Source organism: Collinsella sp. AK_207A (assembly GCF_902501965.1).
GTDB lineage: Bacteria > Actinomycetota > Coriobacteriia > Coriobacteriales > Coriobacteriaceae > Collinsella.
In genome coordinates this window covers 1-23,309 of record NZ_CABWID010000024.1, presented here as the reverse complement: position 1 = coordinate 23,309, position 23,309 = coordinate 1, and the positions used below count along the sequence as shown (strand labels likewise).

Below are 23,309 nucleotides of genomic sequence, written 5' to 3'. Positions count from 1 at the left end.
TGCGTGCAAGGGGAGGCGCCATGGACGGCTACATTACGATGCGCGCCGGCGCTGAGGCGGTCGGCGAGTTCGAGGACCGTCGCAGCCGTTTCATCGCCCAGATCGTGCACGTCGAATCCGAGGATGCCGCCGCGGCGCACGTTGCCGCCGTGCGCGCCCGCCATTACGACGCGCGCCACAACGTACCCGCCTGGATTCTATCCGATGGTCGCGAGCGCGCTTCGGACGACGGCGAGCCCCAGCGCACCTCCGGCATGCCCACGCTCGAGGTGCTCCGCGGTGCCGGGCTTCGCGACGTCTGCTGCGTCACCACGCGCTACTTCGGCGGCACGCTCCTCGGCCCGGGCGGCCTCGTGCGCGCCTACACCGCGGCGGCCCAGGCGGCGGTGGAGAGCGCCCGCGCGGCGGGGCTGCTCGTCGAGATGACCTCCGTGGTGCCGGTGGATGTGTCGCTCGCGTACCCCGATTATCAGCGCGTCCTCGATCTGGCGAACCGGGGTGGTGCGCATGTGGCGGGGACCGACTTCACCGATTCGGTGGCGCTTCACCTGGTATTCAAAACGGGTGGGGAGGAGACGTTCCTTGCCTCGCTTCGCGAGTTCCTGGCGGGGCGCGAGTGCGTTGAGGTGGGGACGCCTCGTTTCGCCGAGTTCTAGGATGGGTGCTCGGACGACGCTTTTCGCCGCGCGATATCGCTGGCGCCTTTTGCCGATAATTGATGCTTGACTCAAAATCCCCTCGGACTATTATCCTTTGTCGAGATTAGTTCGATGACCGGTATTGACGTGTCGGTGAACGGTACCGACGCGCCGCCATCGAACAACCGCGTCCCAGAGAACGCGACGCGGACAGGGGAAGAAGGCAAGGTAATATGAAGCTCATGAAGGTGCGGCAGTTCGCCGTGGCTGGACTCGGCGCGCTCTTGATGTCGAGCGCCCTGCTGACGGGTTGCTCGGGCGCGGCCACCAGTGCCGGCTCCGCGGCCGGCTCCGCCGCCGTGACCGAGGCCGCTGGTTCCAGCGATTCCGGCGCCACGCGCACCGTCAAGGACACCGACGGCAACGAGGTGACCATCCCGGCCAAGGTGACCAAGGTCGCCCCGACCATCGGCGCGTTCGCCCAGGTGACCGAGATGCTCACCAACGGCAACGGCAAGATCGTCGCCGCCGCCACCAAGCAGGTCGACGACAACTTCAAGTCCGTGTTCTCCGACTACACCAAGTCCAACCCGGATAACAACGACTCCACGTCCGTCGAGGGCATCATCGCCAGCGGCGCCCAGGTGGCCTACGGTCCCAAGTCCGCGTTTTCCGACGAGCAGCTCCAGCAGCTCAAGGATGCCGGCGTGACCTTCGTGAACGTCGCCGCCATGAAGACGCCCGACGAGATCTGCACCTCCATCCAGACCATCGGCGACATCCTGGGCAAGGATGAGAGCGCCCGCGCCAAGGAGTTCGTGAAGTACTACAAGAAGCAGATCAAGAACGCCGAGGATCGCGCTAAGAAGGTCTCCGACGACAAGAAGGTCACCATGATCGAGCTCTCCGTCGAGGGCGGTCAGTACTTCGTGGCCCCGAGCACCGATATCTCCAGCCAGTACATGGAGGCTGCCGGCGTGACGAACCTCGCCGCCGACTACACGAGCGACACCAAGAGCGCCAACGGTTCGCTCATGGCCGTCTCCGCCGAGCAGATCGCCGCGTGGAACCCGGACTACATCATGTGCTTCAACCAGGCCACCAAGGACGCCATCATCAAGGACAAGGCGTTCAGCAAGCTGACCTCCATGTCCGACGGCGGCTCCAGCAACTTCGATAAGGTGTTCGTCTGCCCGAAGGGTCTCTACCTCTGGAGCGTCCGCTCTGCCGAGGGTTGCCTGCTGCCCGAGTTCATCGGCCAGTACGTGTACCCCGAGCAGTACGAGGACTTCAGCATGCAGGACACGCTGAAGAGCTTCTACAAGGATTGGTACAACACCAAGCTCTCCACGCATGACGCCGAGAGTATCCTGACGGGTGCCACTAACTCCACCGTTGCCGGCAGCAAGAAGTAACCAAGCGCTCGATATGGCGTGCGAGGCCTGGCTCGCCCTGCGATCCCGCAGGCGGGCCGGGCCTTTTTCTTGAGAGGGGAATCCATCCATGAGGGACCATTCGCACCACATCCAGCTTACCCGCGAGGAGGCCGTGCGCCAGATGCTCGTCGCCGTGGACGAGCTGCCTGGTGGTTTTGGCTGGTGCGCAGGGGAGGTGGCCAAACGGAGTGCGGTCGAGCGCGTTTCCGTTCTCGAGGCGTGCGGACGCGTGCTCGCAGCTGACGTGCGCGCTCGGGCGACGCTCCCCACGTGCCTCACGTGCGCCATGGATTCCATCGCCGTGCGTTTCGATGCCTTTGAAGCGGCGGCTGCAGGTGGCGCGCTGCCCGATACGACCACATGGGAGCGCGGACGCGACTGGGAGTTCGCCAACACCGGCACCGCCATGCCCGCTGGGTTCGATACGGCCATCGTGGTCGAGCATGTGACGTTTTCCGAGGACGGCGAGCGGGTGCTCGCCGTGGACGCGGCGCCGAGCGCACGCTTTGCCGGAACGCGCCCCGCAGGAAGCAGCATGCGGGAGGGCGACGTGCTCGCGACGGCAGGCTCCGTGGTGTCGCCCGATATCGCCGCGCGCATCGCGGGCGGCAACGTCTCCACGGTGCCCGTGACGCGCCGCCCGCGCGTAGCCTTCATTCCCACGGGGGACGAGCTGCAGACCCCGGGGAGTCCCTTTGTCGCTGCGGGTAAGAACATCGAGACGAACTCCGTGCTCTGCCAGTTGAAGGTGGAGGGCTGGGGCGGCATCTTCGTGCCCTTCCAAACGGTGCGCGACCGCCCCGAGGAGATTCACGCTGCGCTCGCCGAAGCATGCGGCACGGCCGATATCGTCGTGCTGAACGCCGGCTCCTCCAAGGGCTCGGGGGACTGGTCCTGCGAGGTGATGGAGGAGATGGGCCGCGTCATCTGCCATCAGACCAACCACGGCCCCGGCCATCACAGCAGCTACGCCGTCATCAAGGAAACGCCCGTGGTGGGAATCTCCGGTCCCTCGGGAGGGGCTTCTCCCACCATGGACTTCTACCTGCGACCGCTCATCCGGCACTTTCTCGGACTTGAGGCCGTGGCGCCTCGGGTGTCCGCGCGCCTGATGGAGCCCTTCCCCGCGGCGCATGCGCACGGGCATAAGGGCGCGCGCGTTCTGGGGCGCCCGCTGCCGGGCGAGAAGCGCCCCCTCGAGGACGGCCCCGATGGGTTCTTCGCCATTCGCTTCCTGAACGTGGCACCGGGTCCCGACGGCACGCTCGAGGCACGGCCGGTGGCTGGTGGTCCCGGCTCCGCTGCGGTGGCTGCCTGCAACGCCTACTGCATGGTGCCGACGGGGCCGGGTGTCGAGCCCCCGCAGGTCGGTTGCGTCTTGCAGGTCGGGTTCCGATAGCGCGAGAGGAGTTTAGCGATATGGAGAACATCGCGTCTCCTCGGGTCGGCATCGCCCGAGAACGGCTGGTCGTCGTCGGGCTTGTGGCGGCGCTCGTGGTCGTGGGACTGCTCTCCCTGACCGCGGGCGACTACGACATGGCCCCCGCCCGCGTGGCGGAGCTCGTGGGCTCCTACGTTTTCTGGTGGGTCCAGACGGTCCCCGCGCGCATCTCCGCGCTCTTCGGCGGCGGCCCCGCCCCGGTGTTCACCACCTCGCGCGATTCCGTGGTGCTGTTCGTCATCCGCATTCCGCGGATCGTGCTCGCTGCGCTCTCGGGTGCGGCGCTCGCCGCCTCAGGTGCCGCCTACCAGGGGATGTTTCGAAATCCCATGGTCTCTCCGGACATCCTGGGCGTTTCGAACGGTGCGGCGCTCGGTGCCGCGGTCACGATCCTGCTCGGCTTCTCCTCCACGGGCGTCCACGTGGTCTCCTTCCTCATGGGGCTGCTCGCCGTGGCGCTTGTGATGACCATCGCCCGCGCGCTCGGCAAGGGGTCGAGCTCCGTGGTGGTCATCATCCTGGCGGGCGTCGTCATGTCATCGCTCTTCAGCGCGCTCGTGAGTCTCTGCAAGTACGTGGCCGACCCCGACGACACGCTGCCCGCCATCACCTACTGGCTTATGGGCAGCTTCTCGCGCTCGGGCACCTATCAGAACATCGGCTTCCTGGCCGCCGTGGTCGTCATCGCAGGCGGTCTGCTCATGGCGATTCGCTGGCGCATCAACGCGCTATCCTTCGGCGACGACGAGGCCAAGGCGATGGGCGTGGGCGTGAAGGGCACGCGCTTGGTGCTGATCCTCGCTTCCACGCTCCTTACCTCCGCCACGGTGAGCTTCTGCGGCGTGGTGGGCTGGATCGGACTCATCGTGCCGCATATGGCGCGCTTGGTGGTGGGTCCCAACTACCGTATCCTGCTGCCGGTCTCCATGCTCGGCGGCGCGGTCTTCACCATGGTGGTCGACGATGTCGCGCGCATCATCGTGCCCGGCGAGATGCCCGCGGGCGTCCTCACGGCGCTGATCGGCGCCCCGCTCTTTATCTACCTGCTCATACGCGGCCGGAAGGAGTGGTTGTGATGCGGTTTCGGGGTACGGCGGGTGCCGGCGCGCCCGCGCGCCGGGATGCGTGTGATGCCGACCGCATGCTCGCCGTTCGGGGTGCATCCGTGGGCTATAACGGCCATGCGGTGCTGGACCATGTCTCGCTGACGGTCGCGCCCGGCCAGATCCATTGCCTGCTGGGTCGAAACGGCGTGGGCAAGACGACGCTCTTCCGCTCCATCCTGGGCTTCCTGCCACTTCTTTCGGGCACCGTCACAGTCGACGGGCGCGATGCCTCCCAGCTCTCCGATCGCGCGCTGTCGCACGTGGTGGCCTACGTGCCGCAAGCAGGGGAGAACCCGTTCGCCTTCTCCGTGCGCGACGTGGTGGCGCTCGGTCGCCTCTCCCGCATGGGCGTGTTCGCCTCGCCCTCAAAAGGCGACCGGGAGATCGTGGGGAGCGTGCTCGCCCGGTTGGGTATCGAGTACCTTGCGGATCGCCCCTTAACGGAGCTTTCCGGAGGCGAGCGCCAGATGGTGCTCATCGCCCGCGCCGTGGCGCAGGAACCCGAGTACCTGATGATGGACGAGCCAACCGCGGCCCTCGACCTGGGCAACCAGGCGCAGGTGCTCCGCTGCGCGCGCGAGCTTGCCGATTCGGGCCTGGGCATCCTCATGACCACGCACGAGCCGGACCAGCTCCGCATGCTCGAGGCGTCGGGCACGCTGATCATGCCCGACGGCACGTACCTCACGGGGTCGGCGGACGAGCTCCTCGCGCGGGATAATCTGGAGCGCGCTTACGGGTGTCGCGTGACCGCCGCCGAGCACGTGTGGCGTCCCGCGCTGTAGGGCTATCATCTTCCTGTTGGCCACATCGCGAGGGGAGAGCGACATGACGGCAAGGGCAGAGGATTTGGATCGAGTCGCGCTGAAGGCGCGCGCCGCCGACTATCACAAGCAGGGCTACAACTGCGCCCAGGCGGTCGTCTGCGCGCTGGCACCCGAGCTCGGCATGGACGCGGATACCGCGTTCCGGCTTGCCGAGGGCTTCGGCGCCGGCATGGGCGGCATGACGGAGACCTGCGGGGCAATCTCGGGCGCCGTGATGGCGGCGGGCCAGGTGATGAGCGGCGGCATGGCGGACCCCGTCACCAAGGGTCGCACCTACCAGCTGTCCCGCCGCATCGCCCGCGACTTTGCCGAGAAGAACGGCTCGACCATCTGCAGGGAGCTCAAGGGCGTGGGCAGTGCCGCCGGTCCGCTTCGGAGCTGTCCCGGTTGCATCGACGACGCGATCGATATCGCGGTTGATGTACTGAGATCGGTGAGCTAGGTCGTTCGCGCCGGGACCGGAGGGCCACCGGCCCCGGCGCGAACGCCATATGGACGGCTTGTAGCGTTCTTCTGCCCCCGTGCTCATCGTAGTAACATACATGGGATTGCTCGCCAAGGAAGGGAGACCTCCGTGCCTGAGACCATTCCCGGATCGCTCGCCGTCTCGAACGACGTCATCGCCGACCTCGCCGGCTACGCTGCCATGTCCTGCTACGGCGTGGTAGGCATGGCCGAGCAGCTGCAGGGTGCCGAGAGCGTTCGCATCCTGCCCATTCAGCGCCTGCGCAAGGGTGTTTCGGTTACCGCGACCGAAGAGGGCCTGTCCGTCGATCTGCATGTGGTGCTCGAGTCCGGTGTCAATATGCGCTCGGTCTCCGAGAACCTTGCCAGCGCGGTCACGTTCTCGCTCGAGGAGGTCGCGCAGATCGACCCCTCCCGTTTGAAGATTGCCATTCACATCGACGCCCTCAAGTCGCGCGCTTAGGCTTCGCGCCACGCACCTACGTTCCCCTACGATATGGAGCTGCACAACCGATGATTGCCAAGACCGTACGCACCTGCTTTCCCGTGGCCGCCCAAGCCGTTGCCGACAAGGCTGAGGACATCAACAAGCTGAACGTCTTTCCCGTGCCCGACGGCGACACGGGTACCAACATGTCCCTCACCCTGGCTTCCGTGGTGCGCGAGCTGAACCAGCTCCCCACGGATGCCGACATGGAGGCCATCGCCGGCGCCATCACGCACGGGTCCCTCATGGGTGCGCGCGGCAACTCGGGCGTCATCACGAGCCAGATTCTCCGCGGCGTGGCCGAGGGCCTCGTCGACGCGCACGATCCGGTGAACTCCTCCGATATCGCCGCGGCCTTCCGTCGAGCCGTGAAGGTCGCCTTCCAGGCTGTGCGCAAGCCGGTGGAGGGCACGATCCTCACCGTGCTGCGCGACGTCTCCACCAAGGCCGATGAGTGCGAGAAGAAGCGCCTCTCCGCCGCCGACGCGCTCGACGCCATCGTGGTCGAGGCCTATCAGTCCGTCGCCCGCACGCCTGACCTACTGCCCGTGCTGAAGGAGAACGGCGTCGTGGACTCCGGCGCCTTCGGCTTCGCCATCTTCCTGGAGAGCTTCGTGGCCGCCGCCCTCGGCCGTACCGCCAAGGCGGATATCCAGACCACCTTCGATGCCGTCAATGCCAGCGATGCCAAGGCCACGGCCATGGGTCGCGTGGAGATCGAGGCCAACGATGACTGGGAGGGCTCCGAGTTCCGCTACTGCAACGAGTTCCTCTTCAAGGCCGACAAGAAGTTCAACGAGGAGAAGACGCTCAAGTTCCTGGCGAGCATGGGCGACTGCGAGCTGCTCGTGGGCTCCTTTCCCGACTACAAGGTGCACGTTCACTCCAACACGCCCGACAAGGTGCTCAAGCACTTCCTGGCCCTGGGTCAGATCTTCGAGGTCTTCATCCACAACATGGACCTGGAGGCTGCCGAGCGTACCGCCAAGATCCACGCCGACCAGGACGCCGCGGCTCCCGAGCCCACGAAGCCGCTCGGCTTCGTGGCGGTGGCGGCCGGCTCCGGCGAGGCCGACATCCTGAAGTCCCTGGGTGTCGATGTGGTCGTCTCGGGTGGCCAGACCATGAATCCGAGCACGGCCGACCTACTGGACGCCGTGGCCAAGGTGAACGCCGACGCCGTCATCATACTGCCCGACAACGGCAACATCCGCATGGCCGCCGAGGCTGCGGCATCTGCCTGCGAGGACAAGCAGGTGGCTGTGGTCCCCACCAAGACCGTGCCCCAGGCGTTCTCCGCGCTTTTCAACGTGGAGCCGGGCTCCTCGCTCGAAGATGCCGTGGAGGTCATGACCGAGGCTCTCGCTGACGTACGCGATGGCGAGGTCACGCGCGCTGTGCGCGATAGCGCGGCGAGTGACGGCGCTCCCATCCACGCCGGCGACGTCATGGGCATCATCGGCGGCTCTATCGACATCGTGGGCTCCTCCGTCAAGCAGGTCACGGTCGACTGCATCAACCGCATGCAGGAGGAAGAGGAGGGAGACACGCTCACCATCCTCGCCGGTGAGGAGCTTGATGACGCCGCCTTCCAGGAGATCCTCGATGCCATCGAGGAGGCCCAGCCCGATCTTGAGATTGATTCCCACCGTGGCGAGCAGCCGCTCTACCCGGTGATCTTCTCCATCGAGTAGCAAGTCTTTTCCAACATGCCGCGCGCTTTGGAGCTTCCCACCGCTGCGAGTCGGCTCGCGCGCGCCGGTGTGCTCGGGCGCGATATCGCCCGCTTGCGTTTCGTGAACGATGCCCGCGAGGAGGTGCTTCGGCGCCTCCATGTGGGCACTGTTGGCGATTTGCTGCTGCGTATTCCGCGTCGCTACCTCGACTTCACCCGCGCCTACGCCATCGAGCAGGCGCCGCTGGGCCAGGTGGCGACGATCGTCGGCACCGTGGACAAGGTGGTGGAGAAGCACCCGCGGCCGCGCATGGTGGTCACCCAGGTGTTTCTGGTCGATGACACGGGCGTGCTGCAGGTGGCGTTCTTTCGGCAGCCCTGGCTCTCCAAGCAGATTCAGAAGGGCGACCGCCTGGCGGTGATGGGCAAGGTGGAGTTTGCCTACGGGTTCAAGCAGATGGCTTCGCCGCACTTCGAGAAGCTCGATGAGGGCACCTTCACCGGCTCCATCTTGCCCGTCCACCCGGCTACGGAGGGACTTTCGGCGGCGTGGATGCGCCGGCTCGTGAGCGTGGCGCTCGAGGATGTGGACGCTTTTCCCGATCCGCTTCCTGCCCGCTTGCGTTCGCGTCGGGCCCTGATGCCGCTTTCCCGGGCGCTTCGCTGCATCCATTTTCCGCGCGCGCTTGCGGAGGTTCCGCTCGCGCGGCGTCGTCTTGCCTACGACGAGGTGCTCTACCTGCAGCTCGCCCTCCGTCTGCGGAACGATGCCAACCTGCTCGACGTGGCTCCCATGGCCCATGTGGCGGGCGAGCACGTGGAGGCCATGCGGCACGCGCTGCCGTTCGCGCTCACGGACGAGCAGGAGGCGGCTGCCCGGGACATCCTTGCCGATATGGCGAACGGCTCGCACGTGATGAACCGCTTGCTGCTGGGCGATGTGGGCACGGGCAAGACCGCGGTCGCCTGTCTGGCGCTTGCCAGTGCGGTGGATACAGGTGGCCAGGCCTGCGTCATGGCACCGACCGGCGTGCTCGCCCGTCAGTACGCCACCGGGACCGGTCCGCTGCTCGAGGCCGCAGGTATCTCCTGGGCGCTGCTCACGGGGGCCACGCTTGCCGAGGAGCGTGCGGGTATCCTGCGTCGGTTGGCATCCGGCGAGCTCGACGTGGTCATGGGCACGCACGCGGTGCTCTCCGATGATGTTGCGTTCAAGCGCCTGACACTCGCGGTCATCGACGAGCAGCATCGCTTCGGCGTGGGGCAGCGCACCGCGCTCCGCGCCAAGGGACCGGGGGCAGACCTGCTCGTCATGACCGCCACGCCCATTCCCCGGACGCTTGCGCTCTCGCTGTACGGTGACCTGGATGTGAGCATCATCCGGCACCGTCCCGTGCCGGGCGCCGGGATCGCGACCAAGGTGCTCGACGAGGCGAATCGCGATATCGCATACGGCGCGATTCGTTCCGCGCTCGAGGAGGGGCGGCAGGCGTACGTCGTCTGCCCGCTCGTGGCGGAGCGAGACGATGCGGAGGAGGAACTCGACGACGTGCCCGGCCTTCCGCGCGACGATGACGGAAACGTCGAGACGACGGTTCCGCTCCATGCGGTGGAGACCGAGGTCGAGCATCTTCGCCACGTGTTTCCGCAGGCGCGCGTCGAAGCGCTCCACGGGCGTATGCGCGAGGCCGAGAAGACCGCCGTCATCGATGCGTTCCGCGCTGGCGAGATTCAGGTGCTCGTCTCCACCACGGTAGTCGAGGTGGGCGTGGACGTCCCCAACGCCACCGTGATGGTGATCGAGAACGGTGAGCGGTTCGGTTTGGCCGCCCTGCATCAGCTGCGTGGGCGCGTGGGGCGCGGGCGGCATGCCGGCTCGTGCTTCGTCATGGCCGCGCTCAAGTCCAAGCGGGGGAAGAAAAGCCCTGCGCTCGAGCGCCTGCGCGCCCTGGAACGGTCGTCCGACGGCTTCGAGCTCGCCGAGATGGATCTGCGTCTGCGTCATGAGGGCGAGATCCTGGGGCTTCGGCAGAGCGGCGGCGTGACGCTCCGCTTCGTCGATCTGGGCGTGGATGCCGACCTGGTGGAGGCGGCGCACGAGGACGCACTCGAGCTGCTCCGGTATGCTCACACGTTGGACGCGGTCGCCACCCGGCCGCTCAGATTCGAGGTCGTGGAGCGCTATGGCTCCATCTTCAAGGAGGTCAGCGGGGGATGAGGATCGTTTCGGGTGAGTGGCGCGGCAGGAAGCTCGGTGAGCCGCAGGGGCGCGACGTGACGCGTCCCACTACCGATCGCGTGCGCGAGGCCTGCGCCTCCATGGTGGAGTCCGCGCTCGAGGACGGCATCGCGGGTGCGCGCGTGCTCGATGCCTTCGCCGGTTCCGGCGCGCTCGGTATCGAGATGCTCTCGCGCGGCGCCGCGTGGGCCACCTTTTTCGATATCGACCGCCGCGCGGCGGCGCTCGTGGAGCGAAACCTGTCCACACTCGGTTGCGCGCGCTCGCGCTACCGGGTGGTGATCGGAGACGTGGCCCTCGCTGCCCGTCGCGCGCGCGTGGTGGGAGTCCCCTTCGACCTCGTGCTGCTCGACCCGCCCTATGCCATGGCGGCCGACGAGGTCTCGGCATTGGTCATCGCCCTCGATCAAGCTGGCGCGCTAGCCCCCGGTGCCGTGGTGCTCTACGAGCATGCGGCGAGCGCGCCCGGCATATGCCCCGAGGGATTCGAGCTGCTACGCGAGAAGCGCTACGGCATCACTGCTGTTGACGTGCTCATGCGAAGCAGGCAGGATTAACCAGGCGCGGCGTGCGGACGAAGGCGCTGCGCACTTGATCGCGCCGTGGTAGTTCACCAGATGGAGGATTCATGACCCAGATCGCCCACGCCCTCGTGCCGGGCACGTTCGACCCGATCACGTTCGGCCACATCGATGTGGTACGTCGCGCCCGGCGGCTGTTTCCCCGGGTGACGGTTGCCGTTGCGGAGTCGCTCGGCAAGCGTGGCGGCACTACGTTCGCCCTCGACGAGCGCGTGTCGCTCGCGCGCGAGGCGCTGGCGGACATGCCGGGCGTGGCGGTTGAGCCTTTCTGTGGGCTGCTGGTCGACTTCGCGCGCGAGCAGGAGGCCGGCGCCGTGGTCAAGGGACTGCGCGCCATGACGGACTTTGAGTACGAGCTCCAGCAGGCGGATCTGAACTATCGCCTGGACGAGAACCTGGAGTCCATCTTCATCATGAGCGCCCCGCAATACGGCTACCTCTCCTCCTCCGTGGTGCGGCAGATCGCCTCGTTTGGAGGGGATGTGGCGGAATTCGTGCCACCCTGTGTAGCGCTCGCGCTGAAGGAGCGCTTCGCCTGAGTAACCGCTGCTTGTGGTACCATGGGAATTTGACGTGAACCCTTTGGAAAGGAGTCCCGATGCCGGGCGAGAGCAACCTTCCTGGCGAGAGGATCGAGAGCCTGGTCAACGAGCTTGAGGGCATCATCGACGAGGCCAAGCCTCCCTTTGGTAAAAATGCCCAGTTCAAGGTCATCGAGACCGATGTGTTCTACAACATCCTCGACGAGATTCGCATGAGCTATCCCGAGGAGTGGCAGAAGTCCCGTCGCATTCTGAAGGAGCGTGACGAGCTTCTGGCCTCTGCCACGGCGCAAGCGGACTCCATCATCGCCGATGCTCAGCAGCAGGCGCTCACCATTGCGAGCGAGCAGGAGATCGTGCGCTTGGCGCAGAGCCAGGCCGACGACATCCGCGACCGCGCGCAGCAATACGAGCGCGAGACCCGCTATGCGGCTGAGGACTACGCCGAGCAGGTCTTCACGCATCTGGAGGAGAACCTGAAGTCGCTCACGGGCACGGTCTCGCGTTGCCGCCAACAGCTCAACGAGGGTGCCAACCAGCAGCAGAACGGTCAATGGTAATGGCCGGGCAGACGGAGTTCTCCGGTTTTCCGCCCGTTCGCGTCGACCTGACCGGTCTCGTCGAGAATCCCGGCGAGTCGCATGCGGTGTCGGGGCGCGTGGAGGCAGATAGCTACCGTGTGGGCGAGAAGGAGTACCGTCTGACCGACGGCGTCTCCTACGATGTGGTCTTCACCAACGCGGGCGATGGCGTGCTCGTTTCCGGTATGGTGCGCGCCCATGCGGAGGGCGAGTGCGATCGCTGCCTGGAGCCCGCGTCGTTTGAGGTCGCCGGAGAGATCCAGGAGTACTACCTCTTTGCCGAGCCTGACGATCCAGACGCGTATGAGGACGATTTTGAGGTGCTCGGCCAGGACCGCGTGATCGACCTCGCTGATTCCATCCACGACGCCGTGGTCATGGATACGCCGTTCGTGGTGCTCTGCCAGCCCGATTGCAAAGGGCTGTGCCCCACCTGCGGCGCCAACCTGAACCTTGGCGACTGCGGCTGCTCGTCGCATCAGGTTGAGGAACACGCTGCGTCTGACGATAATCCCTTCGCCAAGCTCCGCGACCTCAAGCTCGATAACTAACAGCTCGATATCTTTGTCATGTCCCCAAGCGCTACGGTTCCGCTTGGGGTCATCCTTTTGCGATTGCGTGCGGCATGGCGAATCCGTTCGAACACAACATGTACGTTCTTTTGTGCGGGGACGGAAGTCTGTACACGGGCTATGCCGTCGATGTCGAGGCGCGGCTGGCGGCGCATCGGACAGGTAGAGGAGCGCGCTATACCAAGGCGTACGAGCCGGTGTGCGTGGTGGCGCGGGCGCGTTTCTATTCCAAACAGCGGGCGATGAGCGCCGAGGCGCGTTTCAAGCGGCTCTCGCGCGGGGAGAAGGATCGGCTGCTGGCGCTGGCCGAGCGGACCCCCTTCGAGGATGTGTTGCGGCGGGAACTGCCGGGGTTCGGGGATGACACGGCCTGCGAGTTTGTGCGACGGTCGCTCGCCGCACATGTTGATAATGGCTACCAGGCTTTTCTCGCTTCGCTCATTCCCAATATCGATCCACGCCGCATCGTGGGCGTGCGTACGCCGGAGCTTCGGAAGATCGCTCGTGAGCTCGTGCGGCGCGACGACGCGGACGGCTTTTTACGCGAGCCTCCCCATCAGCTCTTCGAGGAGATGCAGGTACATGCCTTCGCTATTGGGCTCGAGCGCGATTACGATGCGGCGCTCGCGCGTATCGAGGCGTTTCTGCCGTATATCGACAACTGGGCGACGTGCGACCAGCTGCCCGCGCGGGTGCTGGAGGCGCGCCTTGAGGAGACGCTCGCGCACGTCGGGCGATGGCTGGAATCGGGCCGCTGCTACATCATGAGATTCGCCATCCGCGTGCTTATGGCGCAGTTTCTGGACGAGCGGTTCGAGCTGCGGTTTTTGGATCTGGTTGCGGGCGCGCGGCTGTCGCTAGGCGGGGAGCGCGGCGCCTCGAGGGACGATGTCTACTACCTCAACATGATGCGTGCCTGGTATTTCGCCGAAGCGGTGGTGAAGCAGCCGGCCGCCGCGTTGCCGTATCTTGAGCGGGAGAGCGCGGGTGACGACGCTGCTTTGTTCCTCGACGAATGGACTCGGCGCAAGGCCATCCAGAAGGCCATCGAGAGCCGTCGCGTGCCGCCGGAGTTGAAGGGGCGGCTGCGTCGAAGCCGTTGACGCTATCCGGATCGTGTCCCGTGAATACGGTCTTTTTACGCTCCGATTAGGCCGAATGCGATGAGCGCGATGAGGCGCAGGACGAGCGAGAGCACCCAGGGAGCCGCGATGTGGGCTGAGAGCCGCTTTCCGAGCGACATCCCGATCGGCCATCGGCCTGCCGGTAAAACCAGCAAAGGTGCCAGCGCATTCCTTCTGCTACGACACATCAACCCTCCGGTTCTCCGCCGTAACGATCTCCTTCACCGTGATATCTGCATGTAGGTAGTGCTTGACGAGCCGTGCGAGGTCGTTCGTCGCGGCGGCGCAGTCATCGCGACGCTCGGGATCGACGCACTCCACGATAAGGAAAGCGTTTCGGGAATCGTCGCGCAGGGCGGTGCGCTGGCCGTCTCGCCAATTCCAGCAGCGGCACACGGTGCCTTCGTCATCGAGGTAGGCGAGCTCGCCGGGGAGGGTGGGGTCGGTCTCGTCTTCTCCGAGCGGCAGGAACGCATCACCGCCATCGGTCACGCACAGGCGCATGTCACCTCGAACCGCATCCAAGTCCTCGCCTCCCAGCGGAAGGGCGTATTCAAGCGAGATGGTGTTGTAGATGTCGACCGCCGGTGAGATCGGTTCCACGGGATGGTCTTTCAGTACGCGCTTCAGAAGATTCTCGATGCTGCAGCGGGCACCTCGCTTGGTTTTGAAACGTCGATACGCCTCGCGCCAAACCTTCACCGGTTCAATCTCCGAGATGGTCGAGCTGGTGAGAAAGCGCTCGGCGCGTGCGTTCGCGCGACGCAGCAGGTCGGAAAGCTCCTTCCGGTCATCCTCGGGCACGTCCTCGGCGGGTAGCATGTTCCGCGCGATCACGATGCCGAACGAAGCGCCCGGAAACAGCTTCCAAAACGAGTCCTCGGTAACAAAACGGTCCACAACGTTCTCCTTTCAAAAGAAAAAGCACACATACCTGCCGACCACCTTCAAAGCCCTTACGGTGTCGGCACGTATGCGTGCTCGCATGCTTTACCCGGGGGCAAAGCCAATATGTTGATGAACGTGAGTTTAGCGCCAGTGATGAGTGGAGGCAACTGAGATCGGCACATCGCCCGACGCCGAGCTCGCAAACTCGTCCCTGAGGCAGGCATGCGCTCAGCTCAAGGAGGGTGAGCATCCTCGCGGGTACAGTGACTGCGGAGGCCTTAACGCTGGCCGGGGTGGATCGGGATATGCGACGAGCGCGGGATCATGCGGTCGATGTCGAGGAAGGGGCGCTCGCCGGACAACCAAAGGCGCAAGGGATTCTTCGGCAGATGCAAAAGAGAGTTCTTCTACGGAAGAGACTGGCACGGTGTCAGCATCGAGGGGTTCATGGAGATGCTGGATGGCTACCTAGTTTGCAACTGGACGTCGAAAACCGGTCTTAGTGTTACAGATTGAGACAATTCGGCCGGATCTACCCTGTTTGTCTCGATCTGTAACTGTGCTTAAAATACGGCTACGTGTTACAGATCGAGACAAGAGAAAAAGAACATCAGGACTTGAAAAAGTAGTTCTGATAAGGGATTCGTCCAGTTAAGACGGTGCGGCAGACTATCGCAATTAGTTTGCCGCCGGAGTTGTAAGCATAATGAGTTAACTCGAGTGCTGGAAGTTTTGCAACACCATAATTGCTGGCTTCGGAATCGCTAAGCTGACGTGCTCTATAACTCTCTCGAACAGATTGGATAGACTCGGACAAGTCATCCATGATTCTACAAAATGCCTGAAAATCTAACTGATTATTCGGAACGTGCGACTTCGAAATAAAGAACGTATCGGCGGCTATGAAGCTGCCTTCAAGTTCGTAGGTCAATTCAAGACGCTGAATCTCATCGCGACTTTGGCATCCAAAATGTTGGAGCATCATTACGGAAATTGAACGACCTGATGTGAGACCGCCGAAATGTTTCGTGACGGTATCCGGATCAACACCATCGCAATGGCTTGCAAAGTCAAAGTCTAAAAGTGAATTGAGCCCACCAACGCGTTTTGGTGCAACAAATGACCCCTTACCTTGGATTCGATAGATACTACCGCGGCGCTCCAGTTCACTCATTGCAAGTCGAACGGTCGTTCTGCTTACGGCGTATTCGTCGCAGAGTTCCATTTCTGTTGGAAGTTTATCGTCTGCTTGGTATACATCGACGATCTGCTTGAGCAGCGCGTCGGTGAGCTGTAAATAGAGTGGCCGTTTTTCGTGTGTATCGAGCATTGGAGCCTCAGATTGCATGTTGGTGGTATCTGATGGTTGCCTTGGGTCAAGATATAGCCTGGGCGCAACAACCTTAACGTATCACAGAGCGGCTCAGCATGACGATCTGATGCCTGTAGCCACGAATGGCTTGTCCGAGCGCGAAGACGTTCTGGGGCAGGCAAATACCGTTCATGGAGTCTCCGATATGTTGGAGGTCTGCACCGGCTGCTTTTGCTGCAAGGCCTATTTTCTTAATGGTCTCGCTGTCGCAGGAGTCTTGACTCGTCCCGTTCGCCGCCATGACGAGAACCTTCTCTTCAATTGACTTGCCTGCATTGTGGGACCGTACAAAGTCTACGATGGCGCGTAGGTCTGTTTCTTGGAAGCAGGGGACAGTGTAGGGGGCTGGCACGAGAAGGATATCGACGCCGAGGTCAACAAACTTGCGCGCTATTTCGAGCGTCATGACAGGTTCCGCAACGCCCGCTCCATGCATTTTTCCGGCTATGATAAGGCCATTGAAATGCTCTTTGGAGAGTTTGATCGAATGGGCGATTGCATCGTTGGAGACGCCAGTTCCAGGGTTGCCCGTCAGGCAGATAAAATCAAATCCGAGTTCGTTAGCCTTTTCTAAGGTCTTAGGAGAGACGCGACGACCCATGGGGATTTCCGTACGGGATTCAGACATCTCTGCCTTGTTATCAACTGGTTCCAAATTGACGCCAATGGGCCTTCCGCATGCTCTCTTCACCCACGTGACCGGGTTTTCATTGAGATCATCTGGAATGCCGGCAATCACTGGATTGAACACATCGAGCGCGTTAAACAGAAGAAGGTCGGCACCTGCGGCACGTTCGATTTCTGCATTAGTAACGCCGCCGAGAAATTGGGAAGAGGGTACGTTTTCCGCCATGATGGTACGTCCCTCGGAAGCCAGAATCGCCTGCTTTAGATCCATGGGTGACGTGGCGGCAAAATCGGATGCGGACATGTTCAGCAATCGTTTGGGCATTGTTACTTCCTTTGACTAGAGTGACAGGATTGTGACATTGTCTCTAATATTGTTACAACAATTTATTCAACATGTTATATCCAATCGGTAAACGGTTACAAACGTGATCTTCTGCTCAGAAAAAATAGCCATGAACTGGGCAAATATACTATTTAGAAACTGCCGTTCACCGAATTAATAATCTAAATCTTGACATGTCGACAAAGCGGAAAAAAAATTGGTTATGACAAATCGCGCAAATGATATTACATTTCGCGCGGAACGTATTCACGTACATAGGTGGATACAAACTGGGATGACGGCGGTTGAGTCCGGATTAATCGTTGCGTGCCAGGAAATCATGAAGGGATGTGCTATGGATGCTATCGTCAAATTCCTAGAAAAACACCAGGCCTTCTTTGACAAAATCTCAAAGAACATTTATCTGGTGGCGATTAAGGATGGCTTTCTCTCGAACATGCCAATTGTGCTGTTCTCGAGCCTGTTCCTTCTTCTTTCGACGCTCCCTGCATATGTAGGCATCACGCTTCCGTCTGAGGTGCTGGACTTCTTTAATAAAATCTATGCATATACGATGGGGCTTCTTGGCATTATGGTCGCCGGCACCACGGCGAGCTCACTTGCCATATCGATGAACCGCCGCATGCCTTCGGGTAAATCTCTCAATCCTACCTCGTGTATGGTTTGCGCCATGTGCGGCATGTTCCTGTTATCGGTGACGAACGATGTTGTCTCGATTGGCGGAGCAGATACATCTGTTTTTGAAACCGGTTATATGGGAACCAAGGGTTTTCTCTCTGCGTTCGTGTCTGCATTCTTGACCGTTAATATCTACAAGGTGTGCATTAGCCATAATGTGACGATCAAGCTCCCCAAAGAGGTCCCTGGCGCTATTGCGCAGAGTTTTCGCGATATCTTTGCGTTTGGGTTTTCAATCCTTGCGTGCGCCGTTATCGATCTCGCGAGCCGTACGCTGCTTGCTGTGCCGTTCGCTAATTTGGTATCCGCTCTCATCTCGCCGCTGTTCTCCGCGGTCGACACCTATCCGGGCATGGCGCTTATCGAAGGCGCGGTCGCACTTTTCCAATTTATGGGTATTCACGGTGCTTCGGTTGTCATGAGTCCGATCAATGCAGCGCTCTACGGCAATACCGTTACCAATCTTGAGGTTTTCCAAGCAGGTGGACACCCGTCAATTGCTCTCACGCAGGACTTTACAAGCTTCATCGGTGGTTTGGGCGGTTCGGGCTGCACGTTCATCGTTCCTATTATCCTGATCATGCTTATGCGTTCCAAGCAGCTTAAAGCCATGGGCAAGGCATCGATTATCCCGGTGATTTTTGGAGTTAACGAGCCCGTTCTCTTCGGTTTGCCGATCGTTCTCAATCCCTATATGTTCGTGCCCTTCCTCGCGGCTCCTATGGTTAACGCCATAATCGGTAAGTTCTTCATTGACGTAATTGGAATGAACGCCCCCATGTATACCATGCCGTGGGCGCTTCCCGGCCCAATCGGTGCGTTTCTCACCACGGGTCTCGATCCACGTTCTCTCGTATTGATTGCAGTGCTGTTGGTCGTTGACTTTGTAATTTACTATCCGTTCTGTAAGGCGTACGACCATCAGCTTTGTTTGGAAGAGTCTGCAAAGGAGGCTGCGGGAACTTCGGATGCAGATGCTATCGCCGCACAAGAAAACGCCGAAAAGGCTCTCGAGGCGGTAAAGAGCAAGGTGGAGCAGATCCGCGTGCTTGTGCTTTGCCAGGGTGCCGGCACGTCAACTCTTTTGGCAAATGCTCTTCGCGAAGGCGCCGCTGCTAAGGGTATTGACCTGGTTTCTCAGTCCGGTGCGTACGGAAGCCACTATGAGACAATGGACCAGTACAACGTGATCGTTCTTGCGCCCCAGGCACGCATGTACTATGACGCTATGAAGGCCGATACCGATCGTCTTGGAATTAAACTGCTCACCACAAAGGGCAAGCAGTATATCGACCTTACCAACGATCCAGAAGGCGCAATCGACTGGATCGTTCAGGAACTGGCCAAATAATAGATTATCATTCGTCGTTTATTCGTCGGTGTATGACATGGTCCCGCAGTTCATTGAGCTGCGGGGCCATGCTGCATTGAGTGTCTCATTGCAGCAATGAACGCAACCGTCGTGAGAGCGTACTGTCGCTCTCCGAGTCACCTACAAACTGCCTTCCATCTATGTGACCAAAGGTCATTTCCGCTAGGTCGACGATGCAAATGACTCTGCTTCCTTTGGCGCCGAGCGGGACGTTGACTCGCCCTTGCCAAATCTCACGAAGATAGAGCCTGATTTGCTCGCGGCGCATGCATCAAAGAGCTTGTTGATCAAGATGTGCCCTCTTAACGCATTGATCCAAAACAAACAGGCCGCATGCGAGCCCGTGAGGGATTCGCATGCGGCCGACAGGGGTATGCGGCTGAAACTAGGCCATGAGCAGGCCGGTCTCCGCGACGTTCTTGTACCAGTACGCGCTTGCCTTGGGATAGCGCTCCTGGGTCTCAAAGTCGATGTAGAACAGGCCGTAGCGCTTGTTGTAGCCGTTGGTCCAGGAGAACTGATCCTGCAACGACCACACAAAGTAGCCGTCAACGTTCACGCCGCCGTCGATCGCCTTGAGGATCCACGCGAGATGCTGACGCATGTAGTCGATACGGGGAGCGTCGTCGATAAAACCGTCCTCGAAGTCGTCCTTATAGCCCATGCCGTTTTCGGTGATGTAGATCTTCTTGTAGTTGGGGTAATCGTTTTTAATGCGCAGCAGCAGGTCGTACAGGCCCTCGGGATAGATGATCCAGTCCCAATCGGTGGTGGGAACGCCCGGGCGCACGCATGCCTCGCCAACGCCCTTGAGGAACCAACGCGAGGAACCCTTGTCGCCGGTGCCGTTGTGGTTGATGTCGTTTTCGCCCTCGGCGGCACGCAGGAACTGGCACTTGTAGGTGTTGACGCCCAGGCAATCGTTGTAGGGGAGCGCAGCGGACAGCGCGGTGATGTCCTCGTCGCGAACATCGAGCTCGCCGCCGGCGATATGGGCCAGCTTGGTCGCGGCTTCCATGGTATCGGCTGCATAGTGGCCGCGGAACGTGGCGTCGAGTACCCAACGGTTGTTGATGACGTCGGCCATGCGAGCGGCCTCGCAGTCGGCGGCGCTGTTGGGATCGAGGGGATACTTGGGCTCCAGATTCTGGACGATGCCTATCTCGCCCTCAAAGCCGCCATCATGGAAGGCGACGACGGCCTTGGCGTGGGCAACCATCATGTTGTGCATGAGCTGGAAGGCCTTGTCCAGGCGATACTTCTCGCCGTGCGGCCAGTTGCCGACAATAAAGCTGCCCTCGGCTGTCGCGGGAATCTCGTTAAAGGTAAACCAGTGCTTGACCTCGGTGAATTCGGCAAAGCAGAACTTGGCGTATTCCACAAAGGCGTCGATCGTCGCGCGCGTCAGGAAGCCCTCGCCACCGTCCTGGTAGAAGGCCTCGGGCGTATCAAAGTGATCGAGCGTGACATAGGGGATAACGCCGGCTTTGTTGCAGGTGGCAAAAAGCTCGTGATAGAAGGCGACGCCCTCGGGGTTGATCTCGCCAGTGCCGTTGGGGAAGATGCGGCTCCAAGCGATGGAGACGCGGATACCGTTGATGCCGAAGCGCTGGCACAGGTCGATATCGACCGGATATTTGTTGTAGAAATCGCTTGCGGGGTCGGGAGAGAAGCGACCCTGAGCTGCCAGGAAATCGTCCCAGGGCACTTTGCCCTTTCCGTGCGTACGGGTTTCGCCCTCAACCTGGTAAGCAGCGGTGGCGCCGCCAAACACAAAGCCGTCGGGGAACTGCATGGGGTTGTTCATGAGTCATCCTTTCTGTGGGATACGAAAAGGGGGAGGTACCCGAACGGGGATTCGGGCACCACAGGGGGATTAGTCGTGATTCTCGCGGAGCCACTTGATGGCGCCGGCAGGATCGCGGGTGAGGTCGATGTTTTCCTTGTCGCGCGGGGCGAGTAGCTTAAAGCCCCGGCGGTCGGTGTCGACCTTCATATCATCGTAGTAGCTACGAGCCTGCGGGGCAAACACGATGACATCGTACTGATCCATGATGGCGTCTAAAGAGCTCCTTTGCTACTTGATGCGCGATGCATGTGGATGGAACTGGTCGTTGATGGATGGTCAGGACTGTCCGGTACCCTCCGGCTAGGGAAGGCACTGCATAATGACAACGTTGTCATTATGCAGCAACAACCTAGAAATCTTTGGGAAGGGCAACAAGTTTTTACGGGTGAACGGTTGGTATTGTCCGATAAACGGTACATTTGAAAAATGAGCAGGTAGTGTTTACTAGACCGCAAAGAACAATCGATAGAGAACCGACTGGAGAAGCAGTGGCAACGATGGACAAGAAAAACGTCTCAATGAACGATGTGGCGGTTGCCGCAGGTGTTTCCCTCAAAACGGTGTCTAGGGTGATCAATGAACCCGATAACGTGCGCGAGTCGACGCGCGATAAGGTTCATGCGGCCATGGAGGCGCTTGGGTTCCGGGCCAACTTTGCCGCGCGTTCACTCAAATTGGGCCGTTACGGGTGCATCGGTGTGGTGATGTTCCATTTGTCGGGCGGCGCCGTGGACATGATTGACGGCATCGCCGACGCTGCCGAGGAGCGCGGGTTTGCACTCACGATGATCAAGAAGCGTGCGGGGGAGAAGATGACCCTTGCCGATGCGGCGCGCAGGATGTCACGGTTGCCTGTTGACGGAATGATCTTTAACTTGCGCCAGATGGTTGATGACTTCGATACGTTCAGGGCCCCTAAAGACCTTAAGACGGTAATCATTACACCTATGGAGCATTCCACATGTTCTACGGTTAGTGATGATCAGGAAGGCGGCGCGCGCATGGCGTGCGAGTACTTTTTGGATCGTGGTCATCAAAACGTTTATTTCGTTGCAGGTAAGGAGGAGTCTCTTTCAAGCCAATGTCGCCTGAAGGGATGGAGGAGCGCGCTTGAGGCGAGGGGAATTGAGCCACCTGAGCCTCTGCAGGGTGACTGGGGTGCGGACAGCGGATATGCCGCGGGTCTTGTACTCGCCGATAAACCTGATTGCACGGCGGTCCTGGCCGCTAATGATTGTATGGCGAACGGCATCATGATGGCCCTGCGTAACAAGGGGTTGAGCGTTCCGGAGGATGTGTCAATAATCGGCTTTGACGACGAACTCTACAAGACGATTCCCAATTCGATTTTGACCTCCGTAAAGTATCGCCACCGTGAGTTGGGTGTTCGTGCGCTCAACGAGGTCGTTGCGGGCCTGGAAGCCCCGAGCTCCAGAAGCCGTACGCTTGTCTCGGGCGTGCTGGTCGAGCGTTCCAGCGTGAAAGACCTGCGGGCATAATCATAGAAGTCAGTGTTCTCCTCTTCGCTTTGACATAAGGGAGGCGGTGAGATAACTTCGCTGGCGTGCAGGTCTGTTTGGGTTACCAGCCGATTTGTTTGATATTGTTCGAAGTGGTTTGAATCCCGTTCACGGACGAATAACGACCGTTGATAGCTCGAAATTAAGTTTTGCATTGCTCTCTTTTGTTTGAATGTTAGTATTTTAGGGTTACGGAGCGCAGCGCGCATGCCCGGACGCGATGCTCTCCATTGCTTCATACGTGAAAGGAACGCAATATGGCAACCAAAGAAGAAATCTCGATGGTCGGATTCGAGATCGTCGCATACGCCGGTGACGCCCAGACCGACTTGCTCGCTGCGCTCGATGCCGCCCGCGTGGGCGATTTTGAGAAGGCCGAGCAGCTGCACAAGGATGCCAGCGATGCGCTCATCGGCGCTCACGACACGCAGACCAAGTTGCTTTCGCAGGAGGCCGGCGGCGCCGAGATGGAGATGACCTTCATCATGGCCCACGCTCAGGACACTCTGATGACCACCATGATCCTGGAGAAGCAGGTCCGCTTTACCATCGATGCCTACAAGCGCATCGCCGAGCTCGAGGCCAAGCTCGCCTAACCCTTTTCCGCAACCCGGTTCCCTTCCAAAAGCCCTGCCGCTTTTTGAACTGCCTCCCATTTCTGCAAAGGACCCCGTTTCCTGAACATCAAAAGAAGTGAATCAGGCGGCCCGGCCGCGTCTGTACTCGACCGGGCTGCTTCCGCCTAGGCGCTTCTTGATGCGCACGTTGTTGTACCAGTCGATGTGCTTTCCCAAATCCCTTTCGAAAACGTCGGGATCGTCTCCCTTCCAATCGTAGTAAAGCTCGGTCTTGACCATCGAGAAGAAGTTTTCAGCCTTCGCATTGTCGAGGCAGTTTCCTTTGCGGGACATGGACTGGACTATCCCCATCCGCTCAAGCGCGA

The 23,309-nt window shown here is 61.1% G+C and carries 23 protein-coding genes; 17 read left to right on the top strand and 6 right to left on the bottom strand.

All coding sequences use genetic code 11. The annotated features are described in order from the left end of the window. Positions 1–20 precede the first annotated feature (20 nt). The 14 genes from GDJ97_RS08970 to GDJ97_RS08905 all read left to right on the top strand — a co-directional run bounded on the left by GDJ97_RS08970 (position 21) and on the right by GDJ97_RS08905 (position 13,693). Positions 21–656 (top strand): YigZ family protein, encoded by a 636-nt coding sequence (locus GDJ97_RS08970; protein ID WP_152070950.1) that lies wholly within the window; start codon positions 21–23, stop codon positions 654–656. Positions 657–871: 215 nt separating this feature from the next. Next, a complete protein-coding gene (locus GDJ97_RS08965; RefSeq protein ID WP_152070949.1) occupies positions 872–2,053 on the top strand; it encodes an ABC transporter substrate-binding protein in 1,182 nt (393 codons plus the stop codon). 88 nt (positions 2,054–2,141) lie between these two features. Beyond that, complete coding sequence (locus GDJ97_RS08960) at positions 2,142–3,473, top strand: molybdopterin-binding protein (protein WP_152070948.1); 1,332 nt, start codon at positions 2,142–2,144, stop codon at positions 3,471–3,473. 20 nt (positions 3,474–3,493) lie between these two features. Continuing rightward, the gene (locus tag GDJ97_RS08955; protein ID WP_152070947.1) at positions 3,494–4,591 is read left to right on the top strand and encodes an iron ABC transporter permease; all 1,098 of its coding nucleotides are present in this window, start codon (positions 3,494–3,496) and stop codon (positions 4,589–4,591) included. After that, entirely contained in the window at positions 4,591–5,406 is an 816-nt protein-coding gene (locus GDJ97_RS08950) for an ABC transporter ATP-binding protein (RefSeq protein WP_226808999.1), read from the top strand. The genes GDJ97_RS08955 and GDJ97_RS08950 overlap by 1 nt, the downstream gene beginning before the upstream one ends. Positions 5,407–5,449: 43 nt before the next feature. After that, positions 5,450–5,890 carry a C-GCAxxG-C-C family protein gene (locus tag GDJ97_RS08945; protein ID WP_152070946.1) on the top strand — a complete coding sequence of 147 codons (441 nt, stop codon included), beginning with the start codon at positions 5,450–5,452 and terminating at the stop codon, positions 5,888–5,890. Between the two features lie 132 nt (positions 5,891–6,022). Then, on the top strand, positions 6,023–6,376 hold the full coding sequence (locus GDJ97_RS08940) for an Asp23/Gls24 family envelope stress response protein (RefSeq protein ID WP_152070945.1): 354 nt from the start codon (positions 6,023–6,025) through the stop codon (positions 6,374–6,376). 50 nt (positions 6,377–6,426) lie between these two features. Further along, positions 6,427–8,094 carry a DAK2 domain-containing protein gene (locus GDJ97_RS08935; protein ID WP_152070944.1) on the top strand — a complete coding sequence of 556 codons (1,668 nt, stop codon included), beginning with the start codon at positions 6,427–6,429 and terminating at the stop codon, positions 8,092–8,094. 15 nt (positions 8,095–8,109) lie between these two features. Next, positions 8,110–10,293, top strand: coding sequence for an ATP-dependent DNA helicase RecG (recG, locus tag GDJ97_RS08930; RefSeq protein ID WP_152070943.1), 2,184 nt, complete (start codon positions 8,110–8,112; stop codon positions 10,291–10,293). Continuing rightward, on the top strand, positions 10,290–10,871 hold the full coding sequence (rsmD, locus tag GDJ97_RS08925; RefSeq protein ID WP_152070942.1) for a 16S rRNA (guanine(966)-N(2))-methyltransferase RsmD: 582 nt from the start codon (positions 10,290–10,292) through the stop codon (positions 10,869–10,871). The genes recG and rsmD overlap by 4 nt, the downstream gene beginning before the upstream one ends. A 71-nt stretch (positions 10,872–10,942) precedes the next feature. After that, on the top strand, positions 10,943–11,434 hold the full coding sequence (gene coaD, locus GDJ97_RS08920; RefSeq protein WP_152070941.1) for a pantetheine-phosphate adenylyltransferase: 492 nt from the start codon (positions 10,943–10,945) through the stop codon (positions 11,432–11,434). Positions 11,435–11,493: 59 nt separating this feature from the next. After that, a complete protein-coding gene (locus GDJ97_RS08915) occupies positions 11,494–11,997 on the top strand; it encodes an ATPase (RefSeq protein ID WP_152070940.1) in 504 nt (167 codons plus the stop codon). Beyond that, the gene (locus GDJ97_RS08910; protein WP_152070939.1) at positions 11,997–12,569 is read left to right on the top strand and encodes a DUF177 domain-containing protein; all 573 of its coding nucleotides are present in this window, start codon (positions 11,997–11,999) and stop codon (positions 12,567–12,569) included. The genes GDJ97_RS08915 and GDJ97_RS08910 overlap by 1 nt, the downstream gene beginning before the upstream one ends. A 74-nt stretch (positions 12,570–12,643) precedes the next feature. Further along, positions 12,644–13,693: a DNA alkylation repair protein gene (locus tag GDJ97_RS08905; protein WP_152070938.1), complete on the top strand. Its 1,050-nt coding sequence runs from the start codon at positions 12,644–12,646 to the stop codon at positions 13,691–13,693. Positions 13,694–13,891: 198 nt separating this feature from the next. On the opposite strand, the gene GDJ97_RS08900 is transcribed toward GDJ97_RS08905, so the two are convergent. The 3 genes from GDJ97_RS08900 to GDJ97_RS08890 all read right to left on the bottom strand — a co-directional run bounded on the left by GDJ97_RS08900 (position 13,892) and on the right by GDJ97_RS08890 (position 16,926). Continuing rightward, entirely contained in the window at positions 13,892–14,614 is a 723-nt protein-coding gene (locus GDJ97_RS08900) for a B3/4 domain-containing protein (RefSeq protein WP_152070937.1), read from the bottom strand. 598 nt (positions 14,615–15,212) lie between these two features. Then, positions 15,213–15,950, bottom strand: coding sequence for a GntR family transcriptional regulator (locus GDJ97_RS09690; RefSeq protein WP_304515500.1), 738 nt, complete (start codon positions 15,948–15,950; stop codon positions 15,213–15,215). A 55-nt stretch (positions 15,951–16,005) separates the two neighbouring features. Beyond that, positions 16,006–16,926: a haloacid dehalogenase-like hydrolase gene (locus GDJ97_RS08890; protein ID WP_152070936.1), complete on the bottom strand. Its 921-nt coding sequence runs from the start codon at positions 16,924–16,926 to the stop codon at positions 16,006–16,008. 355 nt (positions 16,927–17,281) lie between these two features. Here GDJ97_RS08890 and GDJ97_RS08885 point away from each other — a divergent pair, with 355 nt between their 5' ends. Then, a complete protein-coding gene (locus GDJ97_RS08885) occupies positions 17,282–18,976 on the top strand; it encodes a PTS lactose transporter subunit IIBC (protein ID WP_152070935.1) in 1,695 nt (564 codons plus the stop codon). 406 nt (positions 18,977–19,382) lie between these two features. On the opposite strand, the gene lacG is transcribed toward GDJ97_RS08885, so the two are convergent. Both lacG and GDJ97_RS08875 read right to left on the bottom strand, forming a co-directional pair. Beyond that, on the bottom strand, positions 19,383–20,804 hold the full coding sequence (gene lacG, locus GDJ97_RS08880) for a 6-phospho-beta-galactosidase (protein WP_226808997.1): 1,422 nt from the start codon (positions 20,802–20,804) through the stop codon (positions 19,383–19,385). Positions 20,805–20,873: 69 nt separating this feature from the next. After that, complete coding sequence (locus tag GDJ97_RS08875) at positions 20,874–21,050, bottom strand: hypothetical protein (protein ID WP_226808995.1); 177 nt, start codon at positions 21,048–21,050, stop codon at positions 20,874–20,876. Between the two features lie 293 nt (positions 21,051–21,343). On the opposite strand from GDJ97_RS08875, the gene GDJ97_RS08870 reads away from it, so the two are divergent. Then, entirely contained in the window at positions 21,344–22,345 is a 1,002-nt protein-coding gene (locus GDJ97_RS08870; protein WP_152070934.1) for a LacI family DNA-binding transcriptional regulator, read from the top strand. Positions 22,346–22,623: 278 nt separating this feature from the next. Continuing rightward, positions 22,624–22,962: a PTS lactose/cellobiose transporter subunit IIA gene (locus GDJ97_RS08865; RefSeq protein ID WP_152070933.1), complete on the top strand. Its 339-nt coding sequence runs from the start codon at positions 22,624–22,626 to the stop codon at positions 22,960–22,962. Between the two features lie 102 nt (positions 22,963–23,064). Here the strand turns inward: GDJ97_RS08865 and GDJ97_RS08860 are convergent. Next, on the bottom strand, positions 23,065–23,309 hold a 245-nt coding region (locus GDJ97_RS08860; protein WP_152070932.1), incomplete at its 5' end, for an IS3 family transposase.